Annotated in this window: 18 protein-coding genes; 8 read left to right on the top strand and 10 right to left on the bottom strand. The window is 31.7% G+C overall.

Annotated elements, in window-relative coordinates; genetic code table 11:
- Nucleotides 1–29 precede the first annotated feature (29 nt).
- The 3 genes from KA845_RS05880 to KA845_RS05870 all read right to left on the bottom strand — a co-directional run bounded on the left by KA845_RS05880 (nucleotide 30) and on the right by KA845_RS05870 (nucleotide 2,764).
- Nucleotides 30–1,265 (bottom strand): RNA polymerase factor sigma-54, encoded by a 1,236-nt coding sequence (locus KA845_RS05880; RefSeq protein ID WP_021459401.1) that lies wholly within the window; start codon nucleotides 1,263–1,265, stop codon nucleotides 30–32.
- Nucleotides 1,266–1,690: 425 nt separating this feature from the next.
- Nucleotides 1,691–2,377, bottom strand: a complete 687-nt coding sequence (locus KA845_RS05875; RefSeq protein ID WP_167868034.1) for an LrgB family protein — start codon at nucleotides 2,375–2,377, stop codon at nucleotides 1,691–1,693.
- Entirely contained in the window at nucleotides 2,378–2,764 is a 387-nt protein-coding gene (locus tag KA845_RS05870) for a CidA/LrgA family protein (protein WP_107373676.1), read from the bottom strand.
- A gap of 436 nt (nucleotides 2,765–3,200) precedes the next feature.
- Here KA845_RS05870 and KA845_RS05865 point away from each other — a divergent pair, with 436 nt between their 5' ends.
- Nucleotides 3,201–3,542, top strand: coding sequence for a DoxX family protein (locus KA845_RS05865; protein WP_107379997.1), 342 nt, complete (start codon nucleotides 3,201–3,203; stop codon nucleotides 3,540–3,542).
- Between the two features lie 124 nt (nucleotides 3,543–3,666).
- Here KA845_RS05865 and KA845_RS05860 read toward each other — a convergent pair whose 3' ends face one another.
- Together KA845_RS05860 and KA845_RS05855 are read right to left on the bottom strand one after the other, a co-directional pair.
- Complete coding sequence (locus tag KA845_RS05860; RefSeq protein ID WP_210127862.1) at nucleotides 3,667–4,731, bottom strand: WD40/YVTN/BNR-like repeat-containing protein; 1,065 nt, start codon at nucleotides 4,729–4,731, stop codon at nucleotides 3,667–3,669.
- A 411-nt stretch (nucleotides 4,732–5,142) separates the two neighbouring features.
- Nucleotides 5,143–6,369 carry a hypothetical protein gene (locus tag KA845_RS05855; protein WP_103388652.1) on the bottom strand — a complete coding sequence of 409 codons (1,227 nt, stop codon included), beginning with the start codon at nucleotides 6,367–6,369 and terminating at the stop codon, nucleotides 5,143–5,145.
- 314 nt (nucleotides 6,370–6,683) lie between these two features.
- Between KA845_RS05855 and KA845_RS05850 the strand changes: the two genes are divergently transcribed.
- The 6 genes from KA845_RS05850 to KA845_RS05825 all read left to right on the top strand — a co-directional run bounded on the left by KA845_RS05850 (nucleotide 6,684) and on the right by KA845_RS05825 (nucleotide 10,581).
- Nucleotides 6,684–7,445: a MerR family transcriptional regulator gene (locus tag KA845_RS05850; RefSeq protein WP_210127861.1), complete on the top strand. Its 762-nt coding sequence runs from the start codon at nucleotides 6,684–6,686 to the stop codon at nucleotides 7,443–7,445.
- A 142-nt stretch (nucleotides 7,446–7,587) separates the two neighbouring features.
- On the top strand, nucleotides 7,588–8,238 hold the full coding sequence (locus KA845_RS05845; protein ID WP_210127860.1) for a MerR family transcriptional regulator: 651 nt from the start codon (nucleotides 7,588–7,590) through the stop codon (nucleotides 8,236–8,238).
- A gap of 202 nt (nucleotides 8,239–8,440) precedes the next feature.
- Complete coding sequence (gene cidR, locus KA845_RS05840) at nucleotides 8,441–9,328, top strand: cidABC operon transcriptional activator CidR (RefSeq protein WP_103388654.1); 888 nt, start codon at nucleotides 8,441–8,443, stop codon at nucleotides 9,326–9,328.
- 112 nt (nucleotides 9,329–9,440) lie between these two features.
- The gene (locus KA845_RS05835; RefSeq protein WP_002510599.1) at nucleotides 9,441–9,977 is read left to right on the top strand and encodes an acyl-CoA thioesterase; all 537 of its coding nucleotides are present in this window, start codon (nucleotides 9,441–9,443) and stop codon (nucleotides 9,975–9,977) included.
- Complete coding sequence (locus tag KA845_RS05830) at nucleotides 9,974–10,348, top strand: hypothetical protein (protein ID WP_002510600.1); 375 nt, start codon at nucleotides 9,974–9,976, stop codon at nucleotides 10,346–10,348. The genes KA845_RS05835 and KA845_RS05830 overlap by 4 nt, the downstream gene beginning before the upstream one ends.
- 35 nt (nucleotides 10,349–10,383) lie before the next feature.
- Nucleotides 10,384–10,581, top strand: coding sequence for a hypothetical protein (locus tag KA845_RS05825; protein WP_107373671.1), 198 nt, complete (start codon nucleotides 10,384–10,386; stop codon nucleotides 10,579–10,581).
- An 81-nt stretch (nucleotides 10,582–10,662) separates the two neighbouring features.
- Here KA845_RS05825 and KA845_RS05820 read toward each other — a convergent pair whose 3' ends face one another.
- The 4 genes from KA845_RS05820 to KA845_RS05805 are packed head-to-tail and all read right to left on the bottom strand — an operon-like array spanning nucleotide 10,663 to nucleotide 14,825.
- Nucleotides 10,663–12,147 carry a tripartite tricarboxylate transporter permease gene (locus KA845_RS05820; RefSeq protein ID WP_107373670.1) on the bottom strand — a complete coding sequence of 495 codons (1,485 nt, stop codon included), beginning with the start codon at nucleotides 12,145–12,147 and terminating at the stop codon, nucleotides 10,663–10,665.
- 17 nt (nucleotides 12,148–12,164) lie between these two features.
- Complete coding sequence (locus KA845_RS05815; RefSeq protein WP_210127859.1) at nucleotides 12,165–12,650, bottom strand: tripartite tricarboxylate transporter TctB family protein; 486 nt, start codon at nucleotides 12,648–12,650, stop codon at nucleotides 12,165–12,167.
- A 20-nt stretch (nucleotides 12,651–12,670) separates the two neighbouring features.
- Nucleotides 12,671–13,666, bottom strand: coding sequence for a Bug family tripartite tricarboxylate transporter substrate binding protein (locus tag KA845_RS05810; protein ID WP_210127858.1), 996 nt, complete (start codon nucleotides 13,664–13,666; stop codon nucleotides 12,671–12,673).
- A 10-nt stretch (nucleotides 13,667–13,676) separates the two neighbouring features.
- Nucleotides 13,677–14,825 (bottom strand): 2-methylaconitate cis-trans isomerase PrpF family protein, encoded by a 1,149-nt coding sequence (locus KA845_RS05805; protein ID WP_107373667.1) that lies wholly within the window; start codon nucleotides 14,823–14,825, stop codon nucleotides 13,677–13,679.
- 142 nt (nucleotides 14,826–14,967) lie between these two features.
- Between KA845_RS05805 and KA845_RS05800 the strand changes: the two genes are divergently transcribed.
- On the top strand, nucleotides 14,968–15,837 hold the full coding sequence (locus tag KA845_RS05800) for a LysR family transcriptional regulator (RefSeq protein WP_182475420.1): 870 nt from the start codon (nucleotides 14,968–14,970) through the stop codon (nucleotides 15,835–15,837).
- Nucleotides 15,838–15,954: 117 nt separating this feature from the next.
- Here KA845_RS05800 and KA845_RS05795 read toward each other — a convergent pair whose 3' ends face one another.
- Nucleotides 15,955–16,632: a hypothetical protein gene (locus tag KA845_RS05795; protein ID WP_210127857.1), complete on the bottom strand. Its 678-nt coding sequence runs from the start codon at nucleotides 16,630–16,632 to the stop codon at nucleotides 15,955–15,957.
- Nucleotides 16,633–16,656: the final 24 nt, after the last annotated feature.

Raw genomic sequence — 16,656 nt, 5'->3', positions numbered from 1 at the left:
TCATTCTAAGGGTTCAGCGCCGTCCCCTCCTATTTTTTTTCATCTTTTTCTTTGTATATTTCCCGACGTTGATTACAATTTTTAATTTGCAATTCCTTACGATATTTTGCAACAGTTCTTCTAGAAATAAATATATCCTCTCCTTTTAAATAAGAAACAAGGGTATCATCAGAAAAAGGGTTTAGAAAAGGTTCATTTTTAATTAGTTCTTTAATCTTATTTTTAATATGGTACGTTGAGATAGTAGAATTATATGGTTGGACAAATAAATCAGATAATTTATACAAAGTATGATTAATCTTTATATAGCGAGAATGAATCCCACGACTAATAGTGGAAGGATGTACATTGATATTTTCTGCAACCATATTTTGAGTTAAAGGACTGTATTTTAATTTATTATTATAGAGAATTCCCTCATATTGAACAGTAATAATCATATTAATTATTTTATATAATGTTTCAGAGCGCTTTGAGAGCATTGTTTTTAAAAAATTAAACTTATTTTCACTTTGTTTATAAATTTTATCATGGACTGGAACACTTTCATCTAACGATAAAGCATTTATATATTGATCATTCATTTTGATTGTAAATTCTCTATTATTTATAGTTACATATGCTTCTGGAATAATATTTTGCAAAGCGTTAGATTCAAGATAAGGAAAAATTTCTTGATCCTTAATACAAGATAAATAGTTTACAAATGATTCATATGAAACATCATAATTACTAAGGAAATTAAATTTTTCATTAGCAATATCTTCAAGATGATTTCGAAATAGTTCGAATAACATGTTATCCCATAACCCTTTTTTTTGTAATTGAAATGAAATAAAATCAAAAGTATTTTCGCTTCCACATCCAATAGGTAACAAATTTTGTATTATTTCTTTAATAGATTGAAATTCTACTAAAGAAATATTTTTTTGGTTGCAAAATGACTTTTTGTCAATGTCAAAAAAACCTTTATTATCAAGATTTAAAATTATGAATTTGGCTATATTAAAACATTTATTTGTTAGATTGCAATCGAAAAGTTGATCAATTAAATCTTGTCTTATATCATTTTCATAACTCTTGTATTTATCCATAGACACAGTGTTTTTGCTATCATTAAAATTATACTGAATATAGGGATAATTATCTTCCACTCGATATAAATACTGAATAATTTCTTCTTGCTTATATGAGAGCATCTTAAGTGATTGTAACTGATAATTAGATAATTGCATTTCATGGTTTAATATTTGCTCAATACTCATTAAATTGCCACCCTTCTCAAAAAAATATGATTATAATATAAATAAAAGTAATAGACAGTTACCTATTAGTTGTTATTTTACATCTAAAAATATTTTAATCATAATATTCTTACAAACTATAAAGAAAAAGTTTAAAAATAACTTCATAAGAGGTAATTTCTCAACGTAAATTATAAATTCATAAATTACACCACTAAAAATAATATTACTTTTATTTTCATATGAAAGTAATAACAGCACCAAACATACTCTGAAAATTTTATTTATATAAAAAAATTAAGATAAAACTAATTTTGCATTCCTACCCACTATGGTGTTATAATTTAATTAACAAAGATGTCGTGCATGTATGCACCAAATCCCCTCACTATGCCAGTAGTGAGGGGATTTTTGATGTGAACAAGAATTTCTAGCATAGACTTACATCAATACAATATTAAGACCAATATCGGAATTATAATTGAACTTAAAACCGCAGTAAGTATCATTCCTATAGAACTGAACGTACCATCTTCTATATCAAATTCAAAAGCTTTTGCTGTACCAAAACCATGTGCTGAGTTGCCATAGAATAGTCCTCGAGCAATAGAATTTTTAAACTTAAATATATTGATAAAGTACTCTCCAAACATACTTCCGATTATTCCAGTAAAGGTGATAAACATTACTGCTATTGCATCAATACCACCGAGTTGATGTGAAACTTGTAAACCTACAGCTGCTGTTATAGATTTAGGTAATAATGTAACTATAATTTCTTTTGAATAGCCAAAAACTTTTAACGTTAAATAAATAAGAAAAAAGTTAATAAGCGTTGATACAAGTACACTAGTAAAGATTACTTTGGCATGTCTTTTTATAGTTTCCCAGTACTTATATAATGGCAAAGCGAGGGCCACTACTGTGCAATTCAACATATAGTTTATCCATTTGCCCCCTGCCATATAGTCAGAGTAATCTAAGTTTAGCAGTACAAGGATAGTGATAATAAGTATAGCTGATATAAGTGATGGATTAAGCAAAGGATTTTTATATTTGATTTGTAGCTTTCTAGAAATTATGTACGTAAGAACGGTCAACAAAATCATGAAAATAGCTTTTAATACTACCATTTACTGATGTTCACCTCTTTTTTTAGATTTTGATAGCATTATTTCTGCTACATAGCCTGAAATAATAGCAACAACAAATGTACTAACGATGATTAAAGCAAAGAACAGGATAAAATGCATATCGAATATTGAGACCACATCCATTAATCCTACTACTGAAGGTATAAAGAAAAATATCATTGTTGTTAAAAGAAAATTAGCCCCTTTATCTATCCATTTTTCAGGTATTACTTTAAATTTTAACAGTAAAAAGAAGATAACTAGTCCAACAATACTGCTAGCAATTGGAAGATGGAGGGCTTTTTGGATTATGTTGCCTAGATATGTAATACACATTATTATTAAAATTTGACTCATTATTCTGAAACTTTTAGTTATAGTTGTCATATGTTCCCTCCTTAAGGCTACGGTCGTTGATATTATAAAATCAAAAACTACAACAGCTGTATTGATTTTATAATAATCAATACAGCTGAAATAGAATTTCTGAAAATATAGTTATACTTACAATATCCTAAAACAAAATTGGGTTACTAACGAATGGCGAGCTTAAATTGCTACCTCGTTATTTTTGCTACCAATTGACTGATTCTTTTCCTTTAATAATACACTGTCCATGATACGAATGATCCATTTACTTTAATGATCGTCTAAGTATTAAATCTAATTTATTAATTATGTCACGTATGCTTTTAGTATTCAATATAATAGCCTGATTCATTTTGTTTAATCGTTCATTAGGCATATAATAGAGGTGAATAACACATGTCACTGTCCACAACAGCCTTTGGTTATTAGATACAATAGAAAGGGAGTGGGTTTTATGCATATTATTATAATTATTTTACAAATCGTAGTTGGGATCTTTTTCCTCATGACAGGGGTCAAAATATTGTCTGGTACTATGAGCCAGGAGTTTGAACGACTTGGCTACCCAAAGATTTTTAATCAAATTACTGGTATTTTTGAATTTGTAGGTGGCCTAGCGCTACTAATTGGAATATTTTTCGTTCCCAGTGCCCTTTTTGGGAGTATTTTATTGGGCTGTACTATGTTTGTAGCAGCATTATCTTTAATCTTTAACAAAGACTTTCCATTTACTAAAGCACTACCAGCGCTTATTCTTTTTCTACTCAATGTCGTAGTCTTTTGGTATTATATATGATATTTCTTAATCGCTGTCCTAGTTGCATAACAATGTTTTCACATTATTGAAAAGCTAGTAATATATTAAAAGCGCCAAGTACACAATAACTGTACTTGGCGCTTTTTCATTTATAAACATCAACTTAATAATCTAGCCAGATGATTTGGTGGGCGTGTTGTTGCGTCAGCTCTTCCGGCCAACTTATATTAAGCGAGGACCATTGTTGCCCTCCGTCTTCAGAATAGAAAATACCTTTGTTATTCGCTACATAAAAAACACCCATACTTTCAGACACTGCAGACACTAAAGTACCTTCTCGTTCCGGCAAACCAGCTGTTACTTCAGTCCATTGGTCACTATCATCTACATAATATAGAGTAGAAAAAGTATCCTCACCATAATGGTGCGCATTATAAGGTGAGTTAGACGTCGCAATTACAAAATTATAATCCTTTTCCGAATTTACCGCCAAGCCGAAACCATAATTATGTTCGATACCTACATTAAAATCTGACCATGTTGCACCATAATCTTCACTATAGACAAATGTACTGCGTCCACCTTCTAAAAAGGCATCTCCACATACACCGTATAATTGATTAGGATACTTAGGATGTACACGTAAAACATGAATATCTACGGGTGCTTCTGTATTATTAGGCGCAGACCAAGTTTTACCATAATCTGTTGAATAAACCATACCACCAGCTTCAATTGTGCCGTAAATATTTTGTGGTTCTTTGATGTTACTCGTTAACCACTTCACATGATGTGTATGTGGTCTAGGTGGGAAAAACCATTGTGCTTTGCTAGGAATATCATTAAAATCTGAAATTAATTCAAATGACTCACCTTGATCATAAGATGCAAACAAGGCACTCGGTTCTGTACCAACGAGCAAGATACTTTGACCGCCTGTTAAATTAAATGCTGCTAATGTAGTAATATGTGTCATATGAATATCATTTTCAGCAAATGCATCATGATGTTTAAAACGTGTACCTATCGGTTTCCAAGACGCACCTAAGTCTGAGCTCTTCCATAATCCTCTATCAAAAGTACCACAATATAAAATATTATGGTCCATTGGGTCTTGCGCAACTGCCAATGGATTAGCACCTTCAAAATTAGCTTCTATCCGATATTTTCCTTGCTCTTTCGACAATATAAGTAGCGTATTATCATATGTCACAGCAAATTGTTTCAAGTAATCCCTCCGTTATTAAAATTGGCTAAAACTGCTATTAGTCATTGTTATACCACCAAATAGAGAAACCATAACTTTATTATTCAAAATTAAAGCAAATATATTTAAAATAATATTATTTTCGTGACTGTGACTAACTATAATACTAGGCATTCTTTGAAATGACCCAAGGACATGAGATTAAGCTAACACTGTCCTTTAGTTTCTAATTTACAATCTAAAAACCACTTTATTTGAGATACTTAACTCCTTAAAAAAGACTGTGACAAAATTGATTCGTCACAGTCTCAGTTATATTGGCAGTGCTTGGGCCGACTCCTGCGGGAATAGCACTAGCCGAAGACCACAGGCTGAGGCAGTGCCCGCGGAAAGCGTGCACAAAACTGCCTACAAAATTAGGGGACAACAAACTTATTTAATTTCTTTGAAACCATCTGATTTAAGATCGTTGTTTAATTCATCCTGCTTATCTTTTGAACTCGTCATCGACATTTTATCAGTCATATCATCTTTTACCAATCTATTATCTTCTAACTGATAGTTATTATAACCTTGGTAAGTGTAAGAGACATCTGGGTCAGAATACTTTCCTGTTTTAGTAACCTTAACGGCCGTAATTAATGACACATACGTAGGTTCAACTTCAGATACTGGAGACACCTTTTCACTACTTTCGTCTTCTTCCTCACCAAATGAATATTCATCCGCTGTATCTGCTTGTATTTTATAATAATTACCTAAATTTTCAGTGTTGTATTTAGTATATTCATCACTTTCATACTCTTTATCAATTAATGTATTATTTTTATCGATTAACTCATTAATATTATCTAAATTACTAATATTTTTAAGCCCTTTAACTTTAATATTTTGAGTGGACTTACCAGAAAATGTGCTCGATCCACTCTCATTGATATCATCAATAAGGCTTTGTGGTATTTTAAGTTTTACTTCATCACCATTACTTAAATTTCCATTATTAGCTACTGTAAAATCATAGTTAGATATTGATAACTCTTGTAATGATTTAGGCAAATCTTTACTAATTAAATTCAGTGAACCTGCACCATTTACACCTGTAAATTTAGGTTTTAATGCTGTAAATAAATCTTTTGCTTCAATATTTTCTGGTTCTTTCAAACCATGTGCTTTAAAGCTTTTAGTAAATTCTTTTACTTTTAACTTATAGTCTTTCGAAATACCTTTGTCGATAGTCAATTTCACAGTAACTTTATCTTTATTTTTTAATTCTTCCCCATTATGTATGTCTAAGTTAACATGTTCCAAAATTTTCCCAGCTGTTCTCGCTTGTTGTTGCTCTTCATAATTAAAATCATCTTCATCTAAGTCATCAGTTTCGTTATTTTCAATCATATTTAATACTTCTTTATTTTTAAAACCTGCTTGTTTCAACGCTTTTACTTGAAGTTTGTTCATGATTTTTTCATAAGAATCATCTGTAATTTCGGCTGTCCCTGTCTTATTATAACCATTAAAACTAACTTTTACGTCATCCTCTACATCAATCTTATGATTTTTTACGAGTAATGTCGCTACAACAATTATTATAATTAGTGCTACTACACCACCAATCACAAACCATTTATACTTATTCATAAAAGACTTAAATCGCTCCATACTATGCACTCCATTTATATAATTTTTTATAAAACTAATGCTTGATCATAAAATTACTACCAAATATGTTTTAATTTATTTAATATATATTTAAATTACCATATTTTATAAACAAATTATATATTTAATCGAAATATTTTTAAAATTTAAATTATTAATTTAATAACGTTAAGAGTTGCTACATAATAAACGATAAATAGCTATTATTCACTTTGTATGACAAGGATTTACTGATATTTTAAAATTATTATGATTTTTACTTGAGGTTCACGTAACGTCAAGCATTATAGTAGGCATTGTGGAGGTGAAACAAAATGGAATATACCATTAGTAAGTTGGCAAATCTATCAGGAGTCAGTACGAGAACGCTACGTTATTATGATGAAATTGGCTTGTTGAAACCACATGATATTAACGATTCTGGTTATAGAGTTTATACACAACACGAAGTAGATTTACTACAACAAATTATATTTTACCGTGAATTAGAGGTCCCCTTAAAGGATATTAGTACTATTATCAACCAGCCTTCATTTGACCAAACGATAGCTTTAGAGGAACACTATGACAAATTGTTGCGCAAACGTAACCGTCTCGACACTATGTTAACAACGATTGAAAAAACAATAGCAACTAAAAAAGGAGTGACTACAATGTCTGATCAAGAAAAATTCGAAGGTTTTAAAGAACATGTAATTTCACAAAATGAACAAAATTATGGAGACGAAATTAGAAACAAATATGGTGATGAGGTTATCGACAACAGTAACAAGAAGTTTAAAAATATGTCTAAAGCACAGTATGGTGATTTTAAAAATTTAGAACAACGTATAGGCCAATTATTACAACAAGCATGTCAAAATGGTAATCCATCATCTACTATAGCCCAAGAACTTGTAGCAACACACAAACAATGGTTGCTATATACTTGGCCAAGCTATTCTACAGAAGCTCATATAGGGTTAGCAGAGCTCTATATTCAAGATTCATCTTTCACTGCTTACTATGAACGCTACGTTACAGGTGGCGCCCAATTTCTCAGAGATGCTATTGTGACGAATCTATCAGATAATTAAATTTTGTTATTAGCGGTAATTCTACCTACCATTTAATACTACTGGTTTAATCTTTATTTCTAAACTTTACTGCTACAAATTGTGGAATAACATTGACTCTGACTTAACGTAATAGTTTATAACAGAGTATGGAGGTGAACAAATGACACAATATTTAACAGGTGAATTAGCGAAACTTTGTTCTATATCAACTCGGACATTACAATATTATGATAAAAAAGACCTACTTAAACCGGCCTATATCCAAGATAATAATTACAGAATTTATACTGATAATGAAGTTGAACGATTAAAAATGATACTCACACTCAAAGATATGGGCTTTAGTTTAAAAGATATTAAAACACTATTAATTAATAATCATGATATGAAAGCTGTTCATTTGCTATTAGAGCAAAAAATCATACAGGATGAACAAAAAATAGCGGAAACTCAGAAAAAAATTAAACATATGAAACAAGTTAAAAGTATGATTACGGAGTCTTCTACTTCTCCATTACCTAAAATAAATGTCATTGAAACTATTTTGGCCAACAATAAAAATACCCAGAAGTTATACAAAAAATTATTTGTTACTGGTGCTATGGGTACATTATTTCAAGTTATCGGTTTATCGCTGAGCATTGTCATGAAAAGTTATCTACCATTAATCATAGCCTTACTTTTAGGTGTTATTTGTGCGATTCAACTAACTAACCGCTTCTATAACTCTATAATGTATATGTGTCCGCACTGTCACACAGAATTCAAACCAAGTATTTTACCATGGATATTGGCTAAACATACACCCTAGACACGCTATTTAAGTTGTCCAAACTGTCATCAATCACATCATTGTGTTGAAATAGTTGTTACTACTCATTGACTTTGGTAAGGATATCTTGTATCTCAAATCTTTCCTTTATCTCTATTGTTTTTTATCTTATGCTATACTCAATTAATTACAAATAATAAAATAATCAAGATACATAATAATAGAGATAGAGGGTGAACTTATGGAACTTAGACACATGGAATACTTTGTAGAAGTTGTAAAACAAAAGAGTATGACGAAGGCCGCAACGGAACTATTTGTTACACAACCTACGATTAGTAACACTATAAAATTATTGGAAGCTGAGCTGGACGTTACGTTATTTAACAGATATAAAAATCAAATTTATTTAACTGACGCTGGTGAAGCTTTCTTTTTTCAATGCAAAGAAATGCTAAAAATGTATGATAATATTCCTAATGAATTACGTAATTTATTAGAATTAAAAACCGGACATTTAAAAATTGGAATTCCAGCCATTATCAACATCCGCAGACTCATTCATCTGATTTCCCAATTTCATGAAACGTATCCGAATGTCACCTTTCAATTATTTGAAAGTGGTAGTAAAACGATTGAGCATGATGTGTATTATGGAGATCTAGACATGGGTATTACGGTATTACCTACTAATAATAAAAATTTCAATACCTTCTCTTTTATTGAAGAAAAATTAAAATTAGTCGTTCATAAAGATCATCGGTTAGCCCAACATCAAACAGTGAATATTGATGAATTGGCAGATGAAGAGTTCATCTTATTTAATTCTGATTTCTTTTTAAATGACAAAATTAAAGAAACGTGTCGCAATTACGGCTTTAATCCTAATATTATTTTCGAGACGTCACAGTGGAGTTTTATAGAGGAAATGTTATTAACTAATATGGGTGTTTGTATACTACCCGAAGGCATCTTGCAATTATTAGATACGCATTTGCAAGCAATAGAAATCACTGATGCCACAATGAAATGGGAACTCGCTATCATTTGGCGCAAAGATATCATCGTAGACTCTTTAACTAAAGATTGGATTAAATATATCCAAGAAAACTACTTACTGAATCCTTAAAGTATAAAGGCATTCACAAAATTTATACCCTTATAAAAAAAGGATATTTTATATTTATGTACTCCCAAACTATAATTTAACTTGTAAAAATTATAGAAATGGGAGTTTTTTGATGGAGAATTATAAATATCCGAGTGATAGTAAAATTGTCAGTACAGATCAAGTGTTAATTAACGATTTAAACAATTACAACACATTGTTTGGTGGCGTATTAATGAAAAAAATTGATAACAATGCTACGTTATCAGCTAGAAGACATGCACGTGTGAAAGAATGTGTCACTGCTTCCACAGATTCAGTAGAGTTTTTACATCCTATTACACAATCTGATTCAGTTTGTGTAGAGTCTAGCGTAGTATACACTGGTGAAAAATCTATGGAAATTTTTTGTAAAGTCATTGCTGAAGATATGATTACTGCAGAACGAAAAATTGCAGCAATAGCTTTCCTTACTTTTGTTGCCTTGGATGAAAATAAACGCCCTATTAAAGTTCCAAAAATCAAACCTCAAACTGCAGAAGAACATTTGTTATTTAGCGATGGTGAAAATCGCGCAAATATTCGTAAGATGAAACGCCTACAAAGTAAATCGATGATTGCTTCACTTAATATTAAAAAACCATGGGAATTAGAGGAGTGTGTAAAATGATTAGTGAAATGGATGAACTTAAACAAGTAAAATCAAATTTAGAACAGTTGCACAATGAAGCGCCGCATATTTACGCAAAATTAGAATATATCGCTAGTTTAACAAGACAATTAAGTATTCATTATAAATATTTAGGATTACTTATGTTTTCCAACGATGCTGAACTTGTCCAAAATAATAGACCTACTTTAATTAGAGAATCTGTGTTAGCTTTATATGAACAAGAAGTCGAAAAAGTTAAAGCAGAACAAAATTTTATATTATTTAAAAATATGATGTTGAACTTACACAACGTGGACTACCCGCAAATGTTCTTAATTATTTTAGGTGCTGAACCAAACTTTGTCTTTCACAATAATATTATTAAATAACTACCGATTACATTGAATTAAAAGAGGCGTCAACTATGAAAATTTCTGAGTGTAGATACTTATGTATCACTAACAATGCATCATTTGAACAAGGAAAACTATACTGGCTCTTTCCCACAACAGTATCGACGTTCGATGACCATTTTTCTTATGTCTCAAATGAAGGCCAGTTACTAACTGAAGAATATAAAAATCATAATTTCATTAAAAATGATATGTCACGTGAATCTTAAATAATTATATAATGCTACAAATAATAACAACGGTACAGCCTCATAATAAGAGGTTGTACCGTTGTGTTATATGTTAAATTTTTAAGATTTTGCTTGAATTTTATTCGTTACGATAGGTACTACAATAATTAAGACACTAATGAGTAAAATGACTACTGTAATAGGTGAATGTAACAATGAGAAATAATCTCCATTATTTAATAATAAATGTCTTCTTAATGAAGTCTCCATAAGCGGTCCTAATACAATACCAAGAATTAAAGAAGCGATAGAAAAATTAAATACTTTCATCAAGTATCCTACTACGCCAAATAGTAACATAATCCAAATATTGAGTAAGTCATTATTTGTTGCATAAGCACCTATTAGAGACAACATAATTATAAATGTTGCAATAATACTGTATGGTGCTTTTAGTAATAATGAAAATATTTGGATACCTGCACGACCAGCGATAAAAGTCATAATACTTGCAAATAACATTGCTAATAAAATAGCGTATAATAATATTGGTTGATCCGATAATAATTGTGGCCCTGGTTGAACACCTTGTAATACTAAAGCTGCTAAAATAACAGCTGTTGTTGCGCTACCTGGAATACCTAATATCAAAGTGGGAATCATCGAACCTGCTGCTGCAGCATTATTTGCTGTTTCTGGGGCTACCACCCCTTCCGGTTTCCCCTTACCAAAATCGTCTGAATTTTTGTCAGTTTTCATAGTAACACCGTAACTAACAAAAGAGGCAATAGCGCCACCTGTTCCAGGTAATATACCTATCAAAGTACCGATTACAGCTGACTTAGCCGCAGCCCATTTATAAACAAAGAAATCTTTAATTTTGAAGACACCTGTTGATTTAGTTGATGTATTCTCAATATTGTGTGGATCTTTAGCTGTTAACTGAGAAAAGACTTCACCTAAAGCAAATGCTCCAATCATGATAGGGATATAATCTATCCCGTTCATCAGTTCTATTGTATTAAATGTAAATCTATCTGTAGCTGTTAATGGATCTATACCGACTGTTGAGATAAAAATACCTAATAAACCTGAGACAATAGCTTTAACTTTATTGCTAGTACCTAATGATGAAATAACGGTCATTCCTAATAAGGCAAGAGCAAAATATTCTGATGAGTGAATTTTAAATGCTAGTTGCGATAAAATCGGCGATAAGAACATCATTATTAATACAGCGAAAATGCCTCCAAAAGCTGATGCACTAATAGCTAATCCAAGCGCCTTTCTAGACTGACCCTTTTGAGTCATCGGGTAACCATCAAATGTAGTCGCAACTGCTTCCGGAGTACCTGGTGTATTAAACAGTATAGCTGTGATAGAACCACCATAAGCAGAACCTACATAAATAGTAGCCAGTAATGCTATAGCTGGTACCACATCTAAAAAGTAAGTAAACGGTAATGCCAAGACAATTGCCATAGAAGACCCAATACCTGGTAGGGCTCCTAAGAAGATACCTACAAGTAAACCTAAAATTACTAACATCAAATTAGTTGGTTCCAATATTGTTAAAAATGAATCCTTTAATAAATCTAAATGCATCTAATCACCTCAATTCTTTAATAAATAAAATTACTAATTTCGAAAAATACCCCTATACCTTTAGGTAATGGAATGCTTAATACATTTCCGAATAAAAACGCGAATAATATTGGAATAATCAATGAAAAACTAATAATTTGTATTTTGCCTTGTGCGCCTAAAATCAACAGTAATATTGGTGTTAAAAACAAACTTGATAATAAAAATCCTGCTTTATTAAGCACTAAAATAAAAATTACAATTCCTACAATCAAACCTGCAATTTTAAAGGTCGCTTCGTTTATAATAGGTTTATTATCAACTTGTTTACTGTGTTTTCGATACTTCACAATTTCTGCTATAACAGAATATGTTAGTAAAACAACTATGAAAAATAAGATAAAAGTAGGTACCCCTGCTGCCCCTATTGGATCTACTGCTCTCAAATCCTCCAAACTAATTGAATTGAGTAAAAAATAAAAACAAATTATTAATAATATTAAACTAAATAAAACACTTCCCATGTAATCCCCCCTTGCCAAAATTAGTTAATATTTAAATCTTTGGATATTGATTCGAACTTATCGTATTCAGTTTCTAACTTTTTCCCGAATTCGTCAGGTCCTAGATAACCCTCTCCAATATCTACTAAATTATTTTTGGCGTATGTTTTATAATCATCAGTTTCATAGGCATCTTTTAGTTGTTTGCTTAATTTTTGTTTCACTTTGTCTGGAGCTCCTTTTTTAATAACAAATCCTCTCCAAGAACCTATATTGACATCTAGCCCTTTTTCTTTAGTTGATGGAACTTGTTTAAATTCTGCTATGTCAGAAATTCTCTTGTTATTAAAAATAATGAGCGGTCGTACCTTGTTCGATTTAACATAATCTACTACATTACCTACTTTATCTAAATACACATCTACTTCCCCACCTAATGCTGCGGCTTTAACTTCCGACCCAGAAGTATACGGAATAAATTCTGTATCAATATTAGCTTTTTGTTCGAAATCGCTAATAGCAAAATCATCTAATCCTGCTGGACTTACTCCACCTATTGACAATGTGCCTGATTTTCCTTTAGCAATCAGATCATCATAATCTTTAATCGAACTATTTTCCGCCACAGATAACACATAAATATCACTTTGAATTTGTGCCAATGGTTCAAAGTCATCCAACAATTTAACGTCTTCACTTTTGTCTAATGTATCTGCAATGACTTGTGACGGTGTAACTTCTAAGATGGTATAACCATCATTCTTTTGTTGGTAGCTATACAACATACCTAATAATCCGCCACTTCCATTTTTATTGACGGGTTGAAAGTTCGCATCAGAATGCTCTGTCATAATCTTTGCATATTGCCTGACAAACGCATCACTGGCACTTCCTTCGCCAAATGGAATAACTACATTAACGGTTTGATTAGGAAAATCAGCAATCGCTTGTTGCTCATTTTGAGACTCTCCTTTAGCGCTACATCCTGCTAATATTATCGTTAGAATAATAAGTAAAATTGGACTTTTTTTAATCATATTTTCACTCCTATCTGATTAAATAAGCTGGAATAACTGCTGTGCCTTCCATGATTCTACGAGCCGTGCGTCCGGTACCTCCTTTAATCAATTTGTAATCGCTTTCATTATTTTCCACAAAAACTTCAGCTGCAATGCTACCACTAGGATGCCCAATTCTAATAGTGTTAGACTGTGTTGATTTCGCAACTTCATGTGGAATTGTCCCTGAAATTTTACTTGCAGTAGCTAGACAAATTGAACCACTTACCGCGAATGATGGATGTAGTTTACCCATCGACATGTATCTTCCTACTATATCTACATCTTCTTTATTATTATATGTTCCTAGTTCAGTTTCATAACTTTGAGGTTCACTAATTAAAGTGATTTTTGGTAATGCTGACACTTGAGGATTGACCTGTTGTTCTTTGCGAAATAGACCTAGTAAAATACCAACTTGCACACGCAACGCTTCAATTTTTTGAGAAATCGTTGTTTTATCAATAGTTTCTGCTAATTCACAACCATGAAGCCCGAAAGCACTAGCTTTCACAAATGCTACAATATTACCTGTATCTAATATACTGACTTCATATACAGTATCATTTGCTTCAATCTGATCAACTAAGTTACCTGTTGGAAATAAATGACCAGTAAAAGCACCTGATGAATCTAAAAAATTGACCGTTATTTTAGCACCTGTACCCTCTACACCTGCAATAGCAAAATTGCCTTTATGTTCTACTGCTCCTTCTTCTACTGGTATATCTACTTCCATCAATTTATTCGTATTAGTATTAAATATCTTAACTGTTGTTTCACCTTCTTGGCGCTCTACTAAACCTTCTTCTACTGCATACAAACCAACTGCTGAAGCCATATTGCCACACGTAACATTGTAATCTATTTCTTGTTCATTAATACTTACTTGCCCAAAAGTATAATAGATATCACAGTTTTGCGTATCACTTTTACCAACAATCGCAACTTTACTAGTAACTGATGTCCCCCCACCAATACCATCAATTTGACCATTGGCCGAACTACCATATACTTTTAAAATCACTTGTTCTCGTGTGAATTGATCTACGGGTAAATCTATATCTTTAAAGATTAATCCTCTACTAGTACCACCTCTCATAAGTACACAAGGTATTCTTACATTGTCATTGTCCACTCATATCCCCTCCTATATTTTGTTGAAATATTCAGATAACTTATTTAAAGTATATAAGTGAACAAACGATAAATAAAATATTGTTTTTTTATGTTAAGACATAAATTGGTTTTATGAATAATTGATAATGAGGTGTAAAAATATGGATAGTGTAGATTGGGAAATATTATGCGAGTTATTTAAATATAAAAATATCACGCAAACGAGTAAAGTACTGAGAACCTCACAACCAGCAGTAACCTATAGAATTAATAAATTAGAAGAAGAGTTTAATGTCAAGATTATTCATCGTAATAAAAAAGGGGTAGTTTTCACTTCTCCAGGAGAAATGCTAGTGAATTATGCCGCTTCAATGATTAAAAACAATCAACAAATTAAAGAAGATTTACTCAATCAAGAAAATAAAGTTCAAGGTGTCTTGCGTTTAAGCGCATCTAGTATCTTTTCACGCTATCGCTTACCGGAGATACTATCAGAATTTAGTCGTCAATTCCCTTTAGTTGAGTTTGATGTTAATACAGGGTGGAGTGAAGAAGTTTTCCGTTCCGTACATAATGATATTTCACAAGTTGGCATTTTACGGGGAGATTACAGCTTTTCATCCAAAAAGATACATCTGATGACAGATAAACTTTATGTTGTATCTAAATCCCCTATTGAATTGGAAGATCTACCCAATTTACCACGTGTTTACTATAATACAGATACTTCTCTAAACAGATTAATAGATGACTGGTGGATGGGGCATTTTATCGAACCTTCTACTGTCACAATTAAAGTCGATAACATGGAAACCAGTAAACAGTTTGTACTCAATGGATTAGGTTTTACTATACTTCCTGATATCTTGTTAGAAGCTCACGATGACTTGTTCACTATTCCTTGTTTAGATCAACAAGGACATTATATTATCAGAAATACTGATATGATTTTAAAAGAGCAATATTTAAATAATACTGTAGTCAAAGCATTTTATAATTTTATTAAACAATGGAATTTAGAACATCAATAATTATAATATTGCTACTGCTAAATAACTGAAAAATCACTATTGATGTTACTTAAATATTCAAAAATAGCGCTAAAACTAAGGTTCTATACCTTTATTTTAGCGCTATTGTCTTATTCATTAATCGTTATATTTGGTTAATAGCTTTTTGTAATAGTTGTTAAGTGCTTTATTTTCACTAACTTTGAACATTTGATTCGGGCTTAAGTTCGGATCTTTATCGGTATGGTCTTTAGGGGCAAAGCCTGATGATAATGTGATATCTTCAGCACCCGTAAACTGATATTCATAGACTTTACCATTATCTGCAAATAGATATTTTGTTATTGGTTTGTCGGTGTCTGCTACTGTGTTATAGCCTTCGATATTGGATAAGTTGTTAGCAGCTGGATCTTTGCCTGTTGTACCTTCGTTAGAAGTATACGTTACTGCTCCAGTCACAGTATGCACATCAAACGCTTTAGGCCCTGGTTCACCTCTATTACTCACTTGAATCTCACCGTCTTCAGTTCCTGCATACCAATCACCGTCTGACATGCTACCACTACCAAAATAACGGTTAGATACGGCTTTTCCGTTGTCCTTTTCATGTTCAGAGAGCCATGTTAATAGTTGTTTTTTTATTGCTTGTTTATCTTCATCACTAACGGAATCATTAGCTTTTTTATCTTGTTGCGTGGATTGTGAATGGGCAACTTTATCGGTTGATTGTTCAGTTGCTTGCTTGTCATTACTACAGCTCGCCAACAACATGCCAGTTAGTGTGATCAGTATGACACCTTTAATTGTCTGTTTCATTTTATATCACACCTCTTTTTCCAA

Source organism: Staphylococcus sp. GDX8P114P-2, from assembly GCF_017892945.1.
Lineage (GTDB): Bacteria > Bacillota > Bacilli > Staphylococcales > Staphylococcaceae > Staphylococcus > Staphylococcus arlettae.
This window is presented reverse-complemented; position numbering and strand designations above follow the sequence as displayed.